Origin of the sequence: Arthrobacter crystallopoietes (genome assembly GCF_002849715.1) — a bacterium.
Taxonomy (GTDB): domain Bacteria; phylum Actinomycetota; class Actinomycetes; order Actinomycetales; family Micrococcaceae; genus Crystallibacter; species Crystallibacter crystallopoietes.
The window spans coordinates 1,657,184-1,674,128 of sequence record NZ_CP018863.1; the positions used below are offsets into that span (position 1 = coordinate 1,657,184).

Annotated in this window: 14 protein-coding genes, 1 tRNA gene and 1 pseudogene; 12 read left to right on the forward strand and 4 right to left on the reverse strand. The window is 64.5% G+C overall.

Translation table 11 applies throughout. From position 1 onward, the window contains the following. Positions 1-7: 7 nt before the first annotated feature. Genes pstC through pstB form a run of 3 tightly spaced genes read left to right on the forward strand, consistent with a single transcriptional unit; the run spans position 8 to position 2,863 of the window. Complete coding sequence (gene pstC / locus AC20117_RS07885; protein ID WP_074700197.1) at positions 8-937, forward strand: phosphate ABC transporter permease subunit PstC; 930 nt, start codon at positions 8-10, stop codon at positions 935-937. Continuing rightward, entirely contained in the window at positions 937-2,052 is a 1,116-nt protein-coding gene (gene pstA, locus AC20117_RS07890) for a phosphate ABC transporter permease PstA (RefSeq protein ID WP_074700196.1), read from the forward strand. Before pstC ends, pstA begins: the two co-directional genes overlap by 1 nt. A 31-nt stretch (positions 2,053-2,083) precedes the next feature. After that, positions 2,084-2,863 carry a phosphate ABC transporter ATP-binding protein PstB gene (pstB, locus tag AC20117_RS07895; protein WP_074700195.1) on the forward strand — a complete coding sequence of 260 codons (780 nt, stop codon included), beginning with the start codon at positions 2,084-2,086 and terminating at the stop codon, positions 2,861-2,863. A 98-nt stretch (positions 2,864-2,961) separates the two neighbouring features. On the opposite strand, the gene AC20117_RS07900 is transcribed toward pstB, so the two are convergent. The 3 genes from AC20117_RS07900 to AC20117_RS07910 form a co-directional block, all read right to left on the reverse strand. Then, positions 2,962-3,972, reverse strand: a complete 1,011-nt coding sequence (locus tag AC20117_RS07900) for an inorganic phosphate transporter (RefSeq protein ID WP_074700194.1) — start codon at positions 3,970-3,972, stop codon at positions 2,962-2,964. Then, positions 3,973-4,590, reverse strand: coding sequence for a DUF47 domain-containing protein (locus AC20117_RS07905; protein WP_074700193.1), 618 nt, complete (start codon positions 4,588-4,590; stop codon positions 3,973-3,975). 341 nt (positions 4,591-4,931) lie between these two features. After that, positions 4,932-5,579: a hypothetical protein gene (locus tag AC20117_RS07910; protein WP_074700192.1), complete on the reverse strand. Its 648-nt coding sequence runs from the start codon at positions 5,577-5,579 to the stop codon at positions 4,932-4,934. A 125-nt stretch (positions 5,580-5,704) separates the two neighbouring features. On the opposite strand from AC20117_RS07910, the gene AC20117_RS07915 reads away from it, so the two are divergent. The 5 genes from AC20117_RS07915 to thpD all read left to right on the forward strand — a co-directional run bounded on the left by AC20117_RS07915 (position 5,705) and on the right by thpD (position 9,467). Then, positions 5,705-5,777, forward strand: a tRNA-Lys gene (locus AC20117_RS07915). A 339-nt stretch (positions 5,778-6,116) separates the two neighbouring features. Then, complete coding sequence (gene ectA / locus AC20117_RS07920) at positions 6,117-6,626, forward strand: diaminobutyrate acetyltransferase (RefSeq protein WP_074700191.1); 510 nt, start codon at positions 6,117-6,119, stop codon at positions 6,624-6,626. 133 nt (positions 6,627-6,759) lie between these two features. Next, a complete protein-coding gene (ectB, locus tag AC20117_RS07925; RefSeq protein ID WP_074700190.1) occupies positions 6,760-8,031 on the forward strand; it encodes a diaminobutyrate--2-oxoglutarate transaminase in 1,272 nt (423 codons plus the stop codon). 46 nt (positions 8,032-8,077) lie between these two features. Continuing rightward, positions 8,078-8,476: an ectoine synthase gene (locus AC20117_RS07930; RefSeq protein ID WP_074700189.1), complete on the forward strand. Its 399-nt coding sequence runs from the start codon at positions 8,078-8,080 to the stop codon at positions 8,474-8,476. Between the two features lie 91 nt (positions 8,477-8,567). After that, entirely contained in the window at positions 8,568-9,467 is a 900-nt protein-coding gene (thpD, locus tag AC20117_RS07935; RefSeq protein WP_074700188.1) for an ectoine hydroxylase, read from the forward strand. Between the two features lie 97 nt (positions 9,468-9,564). Here the strand turns inward: thpD and AC20117_RS07940 are convergent, their stop codons facing one another. After that, positions 9,565-10,470 (reverse strand): LysR family transcriptional regulator, encoded by a 906-nt coding sequence (locus AC20117_RS07940; RefSeq protein ID WP_074700187.1) that lies wholly within the window; start codon positions 10,468-10,470, stop codon positions 9,565-9,567. A gap of 128 nt (positions 10,471-10,598) precedes the next feature. Here AC20117_RS07940 and AC20117_RS07945 point away from each other — a divergent pair, with 128 nt between their 5' ends. From AC20117_RS07945 to ureC, 4 genes and pseudogenes are all read left to right on the forward strand, one after another. Further along, positions 10,599-14,087, forward strand: coding sequence for a bifunctional proline dehydrogenase/L-glutamate gamma-semialdehyde dehydrogenase (locus tag AC20117_RS07945; RefSeq protein ID WP_074700186.1), 3,489 nt, complete (start codon positions 10,599-10,601; stop codon positions 14,085-14,087). 239 nt (positions 14,088-14,326) lie between these two features. Continuing rightward, positions 14,327-14,629, forward strand: coding sequence for an urease subunit gamma (locus AC20117_RS07950; protein ID WP_074700185.1), 303 nt, complete (start codon positions 14,327-14,329; stop codon positions 14,627-14,629). A gap of 14 nt (positions 14,630-14,643) precedes the next feature. Further along, a pseudogene (locus tag AC20117_RS07955) lies at positions 14,644-15,072 on the forward strand (urease subunit beta); the annotation flags it as partial. 140 nt (positions 15,073-15,212) lie between these two features. After that, a complete protein-coding gene (gene ureC, locus AC20117_RS07960; protein ID WP_074700183.1) occupies positions 15,213-16,925 on the forward strand; it encodes an urease subunit alpha in 1,713 nt (570 codons plus the stop codon). Positions 16,926-16,945: the final 20 nt, after the last annotated feature.

A 16,945-nucleotide genomic window follows, 5' to 3' on the forward strand; every position in this document is an offset into this window, starting at 1 on the left:
TTGTGAAGTGTCCAACACATTGACAGAAAGCGGCAGCAGAGGCCGTGCCGGAGACAAGGTTTTCTCCGGCATTGCATTGTTCGCCGGCTGCCTGATTCTCTTCGTCCTCTTCTGCGTGGCGGTATTCCTGCTGTGGCAGGCCCTTCCGACGTTTACCGCGGATCCGGCCGAGATCACCGGCGGCAGCGGCTTCTGGACGTATATCTGGCCCATCGTGATCGGCACGCTCATCGCCGCCGCGATCGCGCTGCTGATTGCTACCCCGATCTCCATTGGAGTGGCGCTGTTCATCTCGCACTATGCCCCGCGGAGGCTGTCCCAGGGACTCGGCTACGTCGTCGACCTGCTGGCCGCCATCCCCTCGGTGGTTTATGGCGCGTGGGGCATGACCGTGCTGGCACCCGCCCTGGTGGGGCCGTACGTCTGGCTGGCGGAGAACGCCGGCTGGATCCCGATCTTTGCGGGCCCGGCGAGCCAGACCGGTAAAACCATGCTGACCGCCGGCATCGTGCTCTCCGTTATGGTGCTGCCGATCATCACCTCCCTCAGCCGGGAGATCTTCCTGCAGACGCCCAAGCTGCACGAGGAAGCCGCGCTGGCGATGGGTGCCACCCGCTGGGAAATGATCCGGATGACCGTCTTTCCCTTCGCCCGCGCCGGCATCATCAGTGCCGTCATGCTCGGCCTGGGCCGCGCCTTGGGCGAAACGATGGCTGTTGCCATGGTGCTCTCCGGCGGCGGCCTGATCGCCAGCCTGATCAAGAGCGGCAACCAGACCATCGCTGCCGAAATCGCGCTGAACTTCCCGGAGGCTTTCGGGCTGCGCCTGGCGGAGCTGATTGCCGCCGGCCTGGTCCTGTTCGTCATCACCCTGGCCGTGAACATGATCGCCCGCTGGATCGTTAGCCGTCACAAAGAATTCTCGGGGGCAAACTAATGTCACAGACCGCTACGCGCACGCCTTCGCCGCTGCGCAAGAACACGCTGACCAAGAACCAGTTGCCGAAGTGGGCCATCTGGGCCGTGCTGGCCGGCTCGCTGGTGCTCGGCGCTGCCATCTCCTCGCTGATCGGCTTCCACGTGGTCGGCTGGGCGCTGTTCTCCGCCGTCATCTTCGTGATCGCCGGGTTCCTGGTCACGCTGTCCGTTGAGGGTGAGCGCAAGGCCAAGGACCGCTTCGCGTCCAACCTGATCTACGCGGCGTTCATCGTGGCGCTGGTGCCGCTGGTCTCCGTCATCTGGACGGTCCTCGAAAAGGGACTCCCCGGCATGACCTCCAACTTCCTGTTCACCTCCATGAACGGCATGACCGGCGTGGTGGACAACGAGACCGTCGAGAACGGCACCCCGGTGCTCGGCGGCGCGTACCACGGCATTGTCGGCACGGTCCTGATCACCTTCTGGGCGACCGTCATTTCGGTGCCGGTGGGCCTGCTGACCGCCGTCTACCTCGTTGAGTACAGCAAGGGCGGCTCGCTTTCCCGCGGCATCACGTTCTTCGTCGACGTCATGACCGGCATCCCGTCCATTGTGGCCGGCCTGTTCGCGGCGGCGCTCTTCGGCCTGATCTTCGGCCCGTCCACACGTACCGGCTTCGTCGCCGCCGTGGCGTTGTCGGTGCTGATGATCCCCGTGGTGGTGCGTTCCACTGAGGAGATGCTGAAGATCGTGCCCAACGAGCTGCGCGAAGCGTCCTATGCCCTGGGTGTGCGCAAGTGGCGCACGATCGTCAAGGTCGTGGTGCCGACGGCGATTTCTGGTATTGCCTCCGGTGTCACCCTGGCCATTGCCCGGGTCATCGGCGAAACCGCTCCGCTGCTGGTCACCGCCGGCTTCGTCAACAGCATCAACTTCAACGCGTTTGCGGGCTGGATGACCACTCTGCCGACGTTCATCTACCGGCAGCTGATGAACCCCACCTCGCCGACGAACATCGATCCGAGTGCCCAGCGTGCCTGGGCGGCGGCGCTGCTGCTGATCCTGATCGTCATGCTGCTCAACCTGATCGCCCGGGTCATTGCCCGCCTCTTCGCCCCCAAGACCGGCCGCTAAGCCTCCACCTGCGTCCAAGAGAAGGAACACTATGTCCAAGCGTATCGACGTCAATGATCTGAACGTCTATTACGGAAATTTCCGGGCCGTTGAAGGCGTGAACATCAACATTGAAGCTCGGTCCGTCACCGCGTTCATCGGGCCCTCCGGCTGCGGCAAATCCACCTTCCTGCGGACCCTGAACCGCATGCACGAGGTGCTGCCGGGCGCCCGGGTCGAGGGCGAAGTCCTCCTGGATGGGGAAAACCTCTACGGGCCCGGCGTCGACCCGGTCACCGTGCGCAGCCAGATCGGCATGGTCTTCCAGCGCCCGAATCCCTTCCCCACCATGTCCATCCGGGACAACGTCCTGGCCGGCGTGAAGCTGAACAACAAGCGCATCAGCAAGTCCGATGCGGACGCGTTGGTGGAGAAGTCGCTGACCGGCGCCAATCTGTGGAACGAGGTCAAGGACCGTCTGGACAAGCCGGGCTCCGGTCTTTCCGGCGGCCAGCAGCAGCGTCTGTGCATCGCCCGCGCCATTGCGGTCTCCCCGCAGGTGATCCTGATGGACGAGCCGTGCTCGGCCCTGGACCCGATCTCGACGCTTGCCATCGAGGACCTGATCGAGGAACTGAAGACCGAATACACCGTGGTGATCGTGACCCACAATATGCAGCAGGCCGCCCGCGTCTCGGACAAGACGGCGTTCTTCAACATCGCCGGCACCGGCAAGCCCGGCAAGCTGATCGAATACAACGACACGCCCACCATCTTCAACAACCCGAGCGAGAAATCCACCGAAGACTACGTCTCCGGCCGCTTCGGCTAACCAGCAGCATCCCGGTTCAACCGGGTCTGCACAGCTGCCCACGGCGGCACCCGGCGGCTACACGCCAGCCGGGTGCCGCCGTCGTGCTTTGGCAGGAGTTACAGCAGTGGGTCCAGCGCGAGGTAGAAGACCGCGCCCATGGTTGCCGTCGCGACGGCGGTCAGGACCCAGGTGAGGAAAACGCGGTTGGCCACCCGCCAGCGGACGGCGTCGAAGCGCTGGTTGGCGCCGGCGCCCAGGATGGACGAGGTCATGGTGTGCGTGCTGGAAAGCGGAATGTGCAGGGCCATTCCGCCGAAAAACAGCATCGCCGAACTCACGCCCTGCGCCACGGCGCCACGCAGCGGATCCATCCGCACCAGCCGGTAGCCCAGCGTGTGCGAGAGGCGCCAGCCGCCGAACAGGCTGCCGGCGGCCAGCAGGGTCGCCGCGAACAGCTGCACCCACAGCGGCATCCGGTCTCCGGTATCCAGCCCCGCAGCGACCAGCGCCAGCAGCAGCACGGCCATGGTCCGCTGTCCGTCCTGGAGCCCGTGCCCCAAGGCAAACGCCCCCGCGAGGATGGATTGGAGCATGCGGTTGTTCTCGTTGGCCCGTTTCGGCGCCGTGTAGCGCGAAATCCAGGTCAGGGGAAACACCACAGCATAGGAAATGGCGAAGGCGATGACGGGGGAGAGCAGTAGCGGCAGGACTATCTGCGTGCCGATGAAGTTCTCCCCGGCGATGATGTTGTGGCCGCCGAGGAAGGCGGAGGCCGCGCCGGAGCCCACCAGACCGCCTACCAGCGCGTGTGTGGACGAGGAAGGCATCCGCCGCCACCAGGTGTAGACTCCCCAGCCGCAGGCGCTCAGCAGGCCCGCTATGAGGATGCCCAGGCCCTCAGGCCCTTCCGGCAGGCCGATCCAGGCCTCGCTGACCAGCAGGGCCAGGCCGGTGGAGATCATGGCGCCGGCAAAGTTGAAAAAAGCCACGAGAACGACGGCGATGCTCGGCGTGAGTGCGCGGGTGCGGACAGCGGTGGCGACGGCATTGGAGACGTCATGGAAACCGTTGATGAAGGCGAAGGACCCGGCGAAGACGACGACAGCTGCGAAAAGGAACAGCTCCACCTACGATTCCTTGATCAGGATCTGGCCCACGTGGTTCGAAACGCGCCGCAAGTCCTTGGTGACTTCCACGAGTTGGTTGGCGACGTCCCGGTGGCGCAGGTAGTTGGGGGTCTTCAGCTCCTTCTGCGCCTCCGCGGTCCAGTTCCGGTGGGTCCGCTCCGCGCGCTTGGCCAGCCGCAGCATTTCCACGTAGTACTCATCCAGGTCCAGCAGGGAACTCAGCCGCCCCATCGCGTCCCGGGTCAGCTCCGACATGCGGGCGATGACCTCCAGTTGCTCCGACGCCCTGGTGGAAAGCCGTTTGACCCGGTTCAGGGCGATCAGCTCGGCGGCGCCGTCGAGTTTTTCGTAGGCCTCCACGATGTACCGGGAGATCTGGAACAGGTCCTCGCGGGGCAGCGGGGTGATGAAGCTGGTGCGCACGTGTGTCATCAGCGCGAAGTGAAGTTCGAAAACCTTGGCGTCATGCTGGTGCAGCTCTTCGGCCAGCCGATCGTAGTCATCTGCCGACGCGCCGAGGATTTCGGAAAGCGTGGTGACGCCGTGGGGGATTTGACCCGCCATCTCGGTCAGCAGATCCAGGCTCTTGTTCTCCTGGGGGAAAAGGCTTAGCTTCACTGTTTCACCGAAGGTCTCTAGCTGTGGAAGAAAACTGCGGAGCTGAGGGCGTCCGCAAGGCTAAGAGTATCGCCTGAAAGTGAACAAAAATAATGGTGCCGAACTGGGAGCGCCTCTCGGCGGATGGCCGCTCGAAGCGGCTAAAAGTTGGAGCCCGGGGCTGCCACAGTTCGACACCACCTTCAGTTTTCTACGCCTGAGCAGCGATGTCAACCACCGCGGAATAACGGGGAAAAAACGCTAAATCTGCTGGAAAATCAGGCCGGACAGGGCTAACATGCCCCGCGTTCAACGGCCTTGCGGGGCCGATGCTGCGGGGCTGTGAGGGGCTCTCTGGAGACCTAGTCCAGCTCGCCGCGGCGCCAGGCAACCGCCGCCGCTTCAAGGTCCTCCGCCGTCTTGATCAGGCGGTGGGAGCTCTGTGTGAGTTTTGCCGCATGGTTCTCATTGGCGGGTTCGGCGGCGTCCGCATGGTGCGTCTGGCCGAGGGCGACAACCCGGCAGAACGCAGCCGAGCGGTCCAGCGCGACGTCGAAATCGCCGTCGAACGCTCCGGACAGAATAGTGTCCGCCATCCTGGTGACTTCGTCCGCCCCGGGAGGCTCGGCGACGCCGGCCACTACCTTGGATACTTCGGCGACGTCCTTGCCGGCCTTGAAGAAGGCGGACATGCGCTCGGGGTTTTGCTGGGTGGCAGTGCGCAGGGCATAGAGCCGCCAGAGCGCCCCGGGCAGCGACCGTGCGGGGCTCTCGGCCCACATCTCCGCGATGGCTTCGAGGCCCTGCTGGTCCGCCAGCTTGACCAGCCGCTTAGTGATCTCGGGGTCATCCGATTCCCGGCCATGGTGGACCAGTGCCTGTGCTGCCAGGTGGGCCGCTTCGGAAACCCGTGCCGGGTCCGCCCCGCCGGTGAATCCTTCGAAGTCCAACGGAGCAAATGGCTTTGGCTTATGCGGCCGCGGTGCGTCGATTCCGTTGTTTCCGTCCATGCCATGACGATACTCCTACGGCTCATATCGGTCGAGGACCGGCGATTCATCTGTAGGGGCGTGCGTGCGATAAAGTAAGTAGCGGTCGATTTGGTCCGGGTCTTGTATCCGGCCGGATGGCTGGCGGGCCTTTAGCTCAGTTGGTAGAGCATCGGACTTTTAATCCGCGGGTCGCGGGTTCGATCCCCGCAGGGCCCACCGCTGCAGTACCCCTGCCGGACGATTTGTCTTGGCAGGGGTACTGGCGTTTAACCGAAGCCTCCGGGGTGCCTGAAACGGGGCTTTCGCATGCCTGGCGCTTCCCGGCAACCGGCCTTTTGCTCCGACATGTAGACTTTGTCACACCCCAAATGTCACAGAATGGTAACGATAATTATCGCGGTGATCTCCGCCGTCGTCATTTCGCCGATTGCCAATCAAAATAAGGCCAAACCCGGAATGCGCCGAAGCGGCTGCGGAGAGCCCTGAGCGCCCAAAACGTGTCAAATCCGCCCATCCCGGGTTGATTATCATTCAGATCTCGTTACGGTCGAATAGATGGTTCAAGAACTCGCAGAAACCCAGACACGTCCGAGGCTAGAAGCAAAATTCCGTAAACCAACCCTGAATGACGGCGCTGCATTGTGGCGCATGGCGAAGGACTCCCAGGTCCTTGATTTGAATTCGTCCTATTCCTATTTGCTGTGGTGCCGCGACTTTGCGGAGACGTCAGTCGTCGCCACCATTGATGATGAACCGGCCGGTTTTGTTACCGGCTACGTACGCCCCGATGAGCCCGGCACCTTGATGGTGTGGCAGGTTGCGGTGAACTCAGCGTTCCGAGGTCAGAAACTCGCCGCCACCATGCTCGACGAGCTGGCCGCACGGCTGGATTCCGACTTCGTCGAAACGACGATCACCGACGACAACGCTGCATCAATGCGGCTGTTCTCCAGCTTTGCCGAGCGCCGGAATGTTCCGCTGGAGCGCGACCCCCTGTTTACCCGGAGCATGTACCCCGACGGCCATGACACGGAATTCCTATTCCGGATCGGCCCGCTGAACTAGGTATTTATTGCCTGCTTGTCCTGCTATTTCTCCGCAGTTTTGCTCCAGCACTAATTTTGTTAACCCGCGGCTGCATTTCGCATACCTCCCAAGAGGTCGCAGCGGCCGCACCACATGAAGGAAGTTCTTTCTCATGACAGATATTTTTGAAACGCTTGAATCAGAGGTCCGTGGATATTGCCGCAGCTGGCCCGCCGTTTTCGAACGCTCGCAGGGCAGCACCATGTACGCCGAAGACGGGAAGGAATACCTTGACTTCTTCTCCGGCGCCGGCGCGCTGAACTACGGCCACAACAACCCGCTGCTGCTCGAGCCGCTGCTGGACTACCTGCGCAGCGGTGCCGTGGTGCACTCGCTGGACATGAAGACCCCGGCCAAGCGCCGTTTCCTGGAAACCTTCCAGGAGGTCATCCTCAAGCCGCGCGGCATGGACCACAAGGTCATGTTCCCCGGTCCCACGGGCACCAACTCGGTTGAGGCCGCCCTGAAGCTGGCCCGTAAGGTGACCGGCCGCCAGCACATCCTCAGCTTCACGAACGCGTTCCACGGCATGACGCTGGGTTCGCTGTCTGTCACGGGCAACTCGATGAAGCGCAAGGGCGCCGGCATCCCGCTGACCAACAGCTCCAAGATTCCCTACGACGATTACTTCGACGGCGAGACCGCGGACTTCCTGTGGCTGGAGCGCGTGCTCGAAGACAGCGGTTCCGGTGTGGATAAGCCTGCCGCCGTCATCGTGGAGACCGTCCAGGGCGAAGGTGGCCTCAACGCCGCGCGCCTGACCTGGCTCAAGGGCCTGTCCGACCTGTGCAAGAAGCACGACATCCTGCTGATCGTCGACGACGTCCAGGCCGGCTGCGGCCGCACCGGCACGTTCTTCAGCTTCGAGGACGCCGGCTTCACCCCGGACATCATCTGCCTGTCCAAGTCCATCTCCGGCTTCGGCCTGCCGATGGCCCTGACCTTGTTCCGTCCGGAACTCGACGTCTGGGAGCCGGGCGAGCACAACGGAACGTTCCGCGGCCACAATCCGGCCTTCGTGACCGGCACCGCTGCGCTGAACACGTACTGGCGCGACGACGCCTTCCAGCAGCAGGTCGCTGCCCGCATCGCCCAGCTGCACGACGGCCTGGAGCGCCTCGCCGCTACGGTTGAGGGCGCCAGCGTCCGCGGCCGCGGCCTGCTGGCAGGTGTGTTCTTCCCGGACACCGAAACCGCCGGCAAGATCGCAGCCGCTGCCTACGAGCAGGGCCTGCTGGTGGAAACCTCCGGCCCCGAGAGCGAAGTTGTCAAGCTCATGCCGGCGCTGACCATCACCGCCGAGGAGCTGGAGCGCGGCCTGGGGATTCTGATCGAGGCTGCCAGCACCGTCACCGGTGCACGCGAACTGGTCGGCGCGCTCTAACCAGCGCCGCTGCCCGAAGATTTACCCCAAGACTTAAGGAGCATCCATGCTTGTTGTGAACCTGAACGACCTGAACGACACCGACCGCGACGTAAAGTCCGAAACCTGGCGCAGCCGCCGCATGGTGCTGGCCAAGGAAGGCGTGGGCTTCTCGTTCCACGACACCGTGATTTACGCCGGTACGACGTCGACGTTTCACTACGCGAACCACATCGAGGCCGTCTACTGCGTGCAGGGTGAAGGCACGCTGACCAACGAGGTCACCGGTGAAGTCCACGACCTGCGGGACGGCACCATGTACCTGCTGGACGGCAACGAGAAGCACACCGTGCGCGCCACCACCGAGCTGCGCATGGCCTGCGTGTTCAACCCGCCGGTCACCGGACGCGAAGTCCACGACGAAAACGGCGTCTACCCGCTGGTGGTTGAAGAACCAGCCCACTAAGACCCCCGGTCAGGTAAAAAGTCCGATCAGCCCAAAGCTGGCCGGGCTTTTTCCTTATCGGTAGCAAAAAAGGAAAACGAGGAGGATAGGAATGACTGCAACAGCAGAACCACGCATTGATGTTTATCCGACACGTGTGGCAGGAAAGCCCAGCGTCCAGGCCCGTGAAGACAAGGTTGTCTGGGGAACTGCGGCCGAGGGACCCATGGATGAGGCCACGCTCGCCGGTTACGAGGCAAAGGGCTACCTCACCATCGAGCAGCTCATCACGCCGGAGGAACTCGAGACCTTCCGGGCGGAACTGAAGCGGCTTTCCGAAGATCCGGTGGTCCGCGCGGACGAGCGCACCATCGTGGAGGCCAAGTCGCAGGAAGTCCGCTCGATCTTCGAGGTGCACAAGACCAGCGAGGTCTTCAAGCGGATCGCCAACGACCCGCGGGTGGTCGGCCGGGCCAAGCAGCTGCTCGGCTCCGACGTGTACATCCACCAGTCCCGTGTGAACTTCAAGCCCGGCTTCGAGGGCAAGGATTTCATGTGGCACTCCGACTTCGAGACCTGGCACGCCGAGGACGGCATGCCGCGGATGCGTGCCGTGAGCATCTCGATTTCACTGACGGACAACTACTCCTTCAACGGGCCGCTGATGATCATGCCCGGCTCCCACAAGGAGTACATCTCCTGCGACGGCAACACGCCGGAGGATAACTACAAGAAGTCCCTGGTGATGCAGGGCGCGGGCGTCCCGGACAAGGCCATTCTGACCGAGTTCGCAGACCGCTTCGGCATCGACGTACTCGAAGGCAAGGCCGGCGGCGCGATCATGTTCGACTGCAACTGCATGCACGCCTCGAACGGAAACGTCACGCCGTTCTCGCGCTCCAACGTGTTCATCGTCTTCAATAGCGTGGAGAACACCTGCGAAGAACCGTACTCCGCCGGCGCACCGCGTCCGGAATTCGTCGGTGCAACGGACTTCACGCCGGCAGGCTGATAGTCCATAGCCCGTCACCAACAGCTGCGGCCCGCCTGGCAAAGGCGGGCCGCAGCTGTTTAAAACCTGGATCTGGCGCGGAATGGTCCCGTCCCTGTCAGGTGCCCGCGACCTGTTCGGCGGTCTGCTCAAGCACCCGGCGGAATGCCAGGATGGCCGGGCGGTGCGCACTGGCGTGGCGGACGGAGGTGAAGACCGTGCGCCGCGGCTGGCCGGGAAGTTCCAGCAGCTCGCAGCTGGTGCTCCGGCCGGTCCAGACCAGGTCGGGCATGAAGGCCACGGCGTTGCCGGATTCGATCAGGCGGATCTGGGCCTGCAGGTCCGCCGTCTCGTAGCGCACGTCCGGCTCGAAGCCGGCGGTACGGCAGGCCTGTTCCGCCCAGTGCCGTGAGGCTGCGCCGCGAGGCTCCATCACCCACGGCAGGTTCCGGGCATCGTCCACCGAGGAAACGGGGCGGCGGCTGCTCTCCTTCGGCGGGGCGGCCAGCCGGATGGCATCCGTGGTGAGGCGGGTGCGGTCCAATTCCGGGTGGTGCGGGGCCGCATGCCCGGGGTATTGCTCCGCGACCACCAGGTCGAAGTCCCGGGCCCAGGTTTCATACAGTGCGGTTTCCGGTTCCCGCTGCACCATCTCGATCCGCACCTCCGGATAACCGGCGTGCATGGCGCTCAGGGCATCGGGCATCAGCGCCAGCGCCGCGGACTGGAACACGGCCACGCGGACGGTGCCGGTCACGGTGGTCAGCGACGCGGCCAGATCCGTCTCGGCCCGCTCCAGCGTCTGGAGCAGCTCGGCGGTATGGGCCACGAGGACTTCGGCCTGCGGGGTCAGCTGTACCTTGCGCCCGGTCTTGCGCAGCAGCTCCACCCCGGCCTCCTTCTCCAGCAGCGCGAGCTGCTGGGACACCGAAGACGGGCTGAAGTTCAGTGCCGCGGCGACTTCGGCCAGGGTGCCGCGGATCTTCAGTTCGCGTAAGAGGCGCAACCGGCGCACATCTAGCATAAGGCTCCTATTATTCGTATTAACCAACGGATAATGATCGGAAAACATCACTTTATCTAATCGAACGGCGGACGCATACTGGGGGAAGAAGGTACTAACTGCCCCGTTCGACAAGGAGCCGAAACGCCATGACCGATGTTTTGAAAGAGCCCGCCGCACAGCCCCAGGCGCTCGCCGACGAGCAGGTCCACGACCTGGCCGAGGACGCCATCAAGCTGGTCCGCCACTGGCTGACCGAGGCGTCCAAGATCCCGGTTGATGCCTCCGCCCAGCAGTTGGCCGGCGTCCTGAAGGATCCAAACGGACTGGACTTCACGGTTGGCTTCGTCGACGGCGTGATCCGCCCCGAGGACCTTCATGTCGCGGCCCGCAATCTCGCGGCGCTGGCACCCAAGGTCCCGTCCTTCCTGCCCTGGTACATGCGCAGCGCGGTCCGCCTCGGCGGCGCCATGGCGCCGGCCCTGCCGCAGGTGGTCATCCCGATTGCCCGCCGGGTACTGCGCGAAATGGTGGGCCACCTGATTGTGGACGCTACCGACGCCAAGCTCGGTCCGGCAATCGCCAAGATCAAGAAGCACGACGTCGGCCTGAACGTTAATCTGCTCGGCGAGGCAGTGCTGGGCCGGCATGAGGCATCCCGCCGGCTCGAGGGCACGCACAAACTGCTGGCGCGCGACGACGTCGACTATGTCTCCATCAAGGTGTCCTCCACCGTGGCGCCGCACTCGCCGTGGGCGTTCGACGAGGCGGTCGAGGAGGTCGTCGAAAGCCTCACGCCGCTGTACCGCCAGGCCGCGGAGGCCGCCACGCCGAAGTTCATCAATCTGGACATGGAGGAGTACAAGGACCTGGAGATGACCATGGCGGTCTTCACCCGGATCTTGGACAAGCCCGAGTTCAAGGACCTCTCCGGCGGCATCGTCCTGCAGGCCTACCTGCCGGACGCGCTGTCCGCGATGATGCGCCTGACCCAGTGGGCGCAGGCCCGCCGCGCCGCCGGCGGCGCCCCGATCAAGGTCCGCGTGGTCAAGGGCGCCAACCTGCCGATGGAGCACGTGGAGGCCTCGCTGCACGACTGGCCGCTGGCTACGTGGGGCACCAAGCAGGATTCTGACACGAACTACAAGCGGATCATCAACTACTCGCTGCAGCCGGATCGGGTGGACGCCGTCCGCATCGGCGTGGCCGGCCACAACCTGTTCGACGTCGCCTTCGCCTGGCTCCTGGCCAAGCAGCGCGGCATTCCCGCCGATCAGAAGGCAATCGAGTTCGAGATGCTGCTCGGCATGGCGCAGGGGCAGGCAGAAGCGGTCAAGCGCGACGTCGGCTCGCTGCTGCTCTACACCCCGGTGGTGCAGCCGCAGGAATTCGACGTCGCCATCGCCTACCTGATCCGCCGCCTCGAGGAGGGTGCGAGCCAGGAAAACTTCATGTCCGCCGTTTTCGAACTGAGCGAAAACGAGGCGCTCTTCGAACGCGAGAAGCAGCGCTTCCTCGCCTCGCTGGCCAACCTGGACAACGCCGTTCCGCTGTCCAACCGGCAGCAGGACCGCAATGTGGCGGCAGCCCCGGCTCCCCGGGACAGCTTCCGCAACACCCCGGACACCGATCCGTCCCTGCCGGCCAACCTGACCTGGGGCCGCGCGATCCTGGCCCGCGTGCCCGGATCCACCCTGGGCATCGACGCCGTGGAAGCCGCCACCCTGCGGACTCCGGACCAGCTCGAAAAGGTGGTCGCGGCCGCCGTCGAGCGTTCGAAGGCCTGGGGCGAGATGAGCGGGGCCGAGCGCGCGGAGGTCCTCCACCTCGCGGGTGACAAGCTCGCCGCCAACCGGTCGCGGCTGATGGAAGTTGCCGCAGCCGAAGCCGGCAAGACGCTGGACCAGTCCGACCCGGAAGTCTCCGAGGCGATCGACTTCGCGCACTACTACGCCGAGCTGGCGCGCAAGCTGGACTCGGTGGACGGGGCAAGCTTTGTCCCCTCGCGGCTGACCGTGGTGACGCCGCCGTGGAACTTCCCGGTGGCCATCCCCGCAGGGTCCACGCTGGCAGCGCTGGCCGCGGGCTCCGCCGTCGTTATTAAGCCGGCCAAGCAGGCCCGCCGTACCGGTGCGGTCATGGTCGAAGCGATCTGGGAGGCGTTCGATGAGGCCGGCATCCCGCGCGACGTGCTGCAGCTGGTGCAGCTGGAGGAACGGGATCTGGGCCGGCAGCTGATTTCGCATCCGGCCGTGGACCGCGTCATCCTCACCGGCGGTTACGAGACCGCCGAGCTGTTCCGCTCCTTCCGCCCGGACCTGCCGCTGCTGGCGGAGACCTCCGGCAAGAACGCCATCATTGTCACCCCCAGTGCGGACTTCGATCTGGCCGCCAAAGACGTGGTGCAGTCCGCCTTCGGCCACGCCGGCCAGAAGTGCTCGGCGGCCTCGCTGGTGATCCTGGTGGGCTCGGTGGCGCAGTCGCCTCGGTTCCGCAACCAGCTGGTGGACGCCGTCACCTCGCTCAAGGTGGGCTATCCGGTGGATCCGTCCACCCAGATGGGCCCGATGATCGAACCGGCCAACGGCAAGCTGCTGGACGGGCTGACCAACCTGGGTGAGGGCGAAACCTGGCTGCTCAAGCCGGAGAAGCTGGATGAATCCGGCAAGCTCTGGAGTCCGGGCGTGCGCACCGGCGTAGAGCGGGGCTCGCACTACCACCTGACCGAGTTCTTCGGCCCGATCCTCGGCGTCATGACCGCCGAAACGCTGGAGGAGGCCGTGGCCATCCAGAACGAGATCGAGTACGGACTGACCGCCGGGCTGCACTCGCTGGACCCGGCCGAACTGGACTACTGGCTGGACAACATCCAGGCCGGCAACCTCTACGTCAACCGCGGCATCACCGGCGCGATTGTGCAGCGGCAGCCGTTCGGCGGTTGGAAGAAGTCCTCGGTCGGTGCGGGCACCAAGGCCGGCGGCCCCAACTACCTGGCCGGCCTGGGCGACTGGGAACCTGCCCGCAGCCACGCCGCCGCGGCCGTCACCCACGACGGCGCCCGCCACCTGCTCGACGCGGCTAGGCTTTCCCACTCTGCGGTTTCCGCCGAGGAAGCGGCGTTCCTGGAGCGTTCGCTTTCCTCCGACGCCGAAGCCTGGGCCACCGAGTTCGGCGCGGCCAAGGACGTCACCGGGCTGAGCGCCGAGCGCAACGTCTTCCGCTACCTGCCGCTGCCGGTGACCGTCCGCCTGGCCGAGGGTGAGCCGCTGGCCAAGCTGGTCCGCGTGCTGGCCGCCGGAGTGTTGGCCGGTTCCGAGGTCAAGGTGTCCACCGCCGTCGAACTTCCGGCCGCGCTGCGCGCCGTGGCGATCGATCGGAACATCGAGGTAACCACAGAGAACGACGCCGAGTGGCTGGCCCGTGCGGGCCGGTTCACCGCCGGACGCATCCGGCTGATCGGCGGGAACGCCAAGGCGCTCGCCGAAGCAACCGGGGGACGGGTGGACCTGGCGGTCTACGCGCACCCCGTCACCGAGGCCGGGCGGGTGGAAATGCTGCCCTTCCTGCACGAGCAGGCCGTGAGCATCACCGCCCACCGCTTCGGCACCCCGAACCACCTCTCGGACGAACTGATCTAGGTAGCACCCAAGCGGGAGCCCACGCTCCGGCTCCCAACCGGTAAACGACCGGCGGAAACCTTACGGATTCCGCCGGTCGTTTTTGTGCCCGCACAAATATGGTGAGGTCCCTCACCAGCGGTCATCGGGGTGTGCCGGCTCTGCTACTCTTGCCTTATCCACGGACCTCCCGGCCTATTCTCTGGCCGGTTGTAGATAACGGGTGGACACCTATTTGTTTGATGAACTAGGAGTTCTCTATGCATTTGTCGCCCCGTGAGCACGAAAAACTCATGATTGTTGTTGCCGGTGACCTTGCCCGCCGCCGCCAGGCACGAGGCTTGAAACTTAACCATCCCGAGTCGGTCGCGCTTATTACCGCCGAACTTCTCGAGGGAGCCCGCGACGGGAAAACCGTTGCTGCGCTGATGAGCTACGGGACAACGGTCCTGGCCAGGGAAGACGTCATGGACGGTGTCGCGGACATGATCGCGGACGTCCAGGTCGAGGCAACCTTCCCGGACGGCACCAAGCTCGTCACCGTCCACAATCCGATCCGCTGAGAGGAGAAGAGCCGATGAAACCCGGTGAATACATCCTCCGCTCCGAGCAGATCACGTGCAATGAGGGCACCGAAATCCGGATCGTGAACGTCACTAACCGCGGGGACCGGCCCGTCCAGGTCGGATCCCACTACCACTTTGCCGAGGTCAATAACGCCCTGGAATTCGACCGCGAGGCCGGATGGGGGTTCCGGCTCGATATCCCCGCCGGAACGGCAGTGCGTTTCGAACCCGGCGACGCACGCAGCGTGCACCTGGTTGAACTGGCCGGCAGCCGCGAGGTCTACGGCCTGCAGGACCGGGTGAACGGATCGCTGGGCAAGATCGCACCGATGCTGGAGACCGAGGCGATCGGCGGCACGGCCGGCATTGATGCAGCGGCCGATCCCGAGATCGCGGCCGAGTACGACATCGACCTGCCCAACAGCGGCGAGCCGGCCAAGGGGTTCCACACCGACTTCGGCCTCGATCCCGTCGACGAATCTGTGAACCCCAAGGAAAAGGTGCTGGCCAAGGAAGCGGTCCGGTCAGCCGAAAAGGCAGAGCATGTCTCCGGCGACGGCGCCAGTGAGGAAGGTACCCGATGAGCTTCAAGATGACCCGCAAGCATTATGCGGAAATGTACGGGCCGACCACCGGCGACGCCATCCGGCTGGCAGATACCGAACTGCTGCTGGAAATCGAAAAGGACCACACCCGCTACGGCGAAGAGGTGGTGTTCGGCGGAGGCAAGGTGATCCGCGACGGCATGGGCCAGAACGGCCGGCTGGTCCGGGACGAGGATATCCCGGACACGGTCATCACCAACGTGGTGGTGCTGGACTACACCGGTATCTACAAGGCCGACGTCGCCCTGCGCGACGGGCATATCTTCAAGATCGGCAAGGCCGGCAACCCGCAGATCTCCGATGGCGTGAACATTGTCATCGGCGCGGCGACGGACATTATTGCCGGCGAGCACAAGATCCTCACCGCCGGCGGCATCGACACCCACGTGCATTTCGTCAGCCCGGACCAGGTTCCGGTGGCGCTGGCCTCTGGCGTGACCACGTTGATTGGCGGCGGCGCCGGACCGTCGGACGCTTCCAAGGCAACCACCGTGACTCCTGGTCCCTGGCATATTTCCCGCATGCTGCAGGCGGTGGAAAACCTCCCGATCAACATCGGGCTGCTGGGCAAGGGGCACGCCAGCGCTCTTGAGCCGCTGGCCGAACAGATCCGTGCCGGCGCCATCGGATTGAAGGTGCACGAGGACTGGGGCGCGACGACGTCGTCAATCGACATGTCGCTGAAGGTCGCCGACGAGTACGACGTGCAGGTCGCCATCCATGCGGACACGCTGAACGAATGCGGCTTCGTGGAAGACACCATCAGGGCCATCGGCGGCCGCGTCATCCACACCTTCCACACCGAGGGGGCGGGCGGCGGCCATGCCCCGGACATCATCAGGATGGCCGGACAGCCAAACGTGCTTCCGGCCTCTACCAATCCGACCCTGCCGTACACCGTTAATACCGTGGACGAGCATCTGGACATGATGATGGTCTGCCACCATCTGAACCCGGACATTCCGGAGGACGTGGCGTTCGCTGACTCCCGGATCCGCAAGGAAACGATTGCCGCCGAAGACGTCCTGCACGACCTGGGCATTTTCTCCATCACCAGTTCGGACTCCCAGGCCATGGGCCGCGTGGGCGAAATGGTGCTGCGGACCTGGCAGGTTGCGGACGCCATGAAACGCCAGCGCGGACGGATGGCTCAGGACCCGGAGGTCGGGGACAACTTCCGGATCAAGCGGTATGTCGCCAAGTACACCATCAATCCGGCCATCGCCCAGGGCATCGCAGACTCCGTCGGCAGTGTGGAAGAGGGTAAGTTCGCCGACCTGGTGCTCTGGGACCCCGCGTTCTTCGGCGTCAAACCTGACATGGTCATCAAGGGCGGCCTGATCGTCCAGTCCATCATGGGTGATTCGAATGGCTCAATCCCGACGCCGCAGCCACGCACGCTGCGGGGGAACTTCGGCGCCCTGGGCACTGCGGTCCATTCCTCCTCCATCACCTTCCTGTCCAAGGCAGCGATTGAGGACGGCGTTCCGGAGCGGCTCGGTCTGCGCCGGGTGATCCGGCCGGTGAGTGGCATTCGCGACCTGACCAAGGCGGATCTGAAGCACAACGGTGAAACGCCGGACATCCAGGTGGACCCCGAAACCTACACCGTCACGGTGGACGGCGTGGAAGCGACCTGCGAGCCCTCGGATGTACTGCCGATGGCGCAGCGCTATTTCCTCTTCTAGGAAGTACCGATCCTCGACAA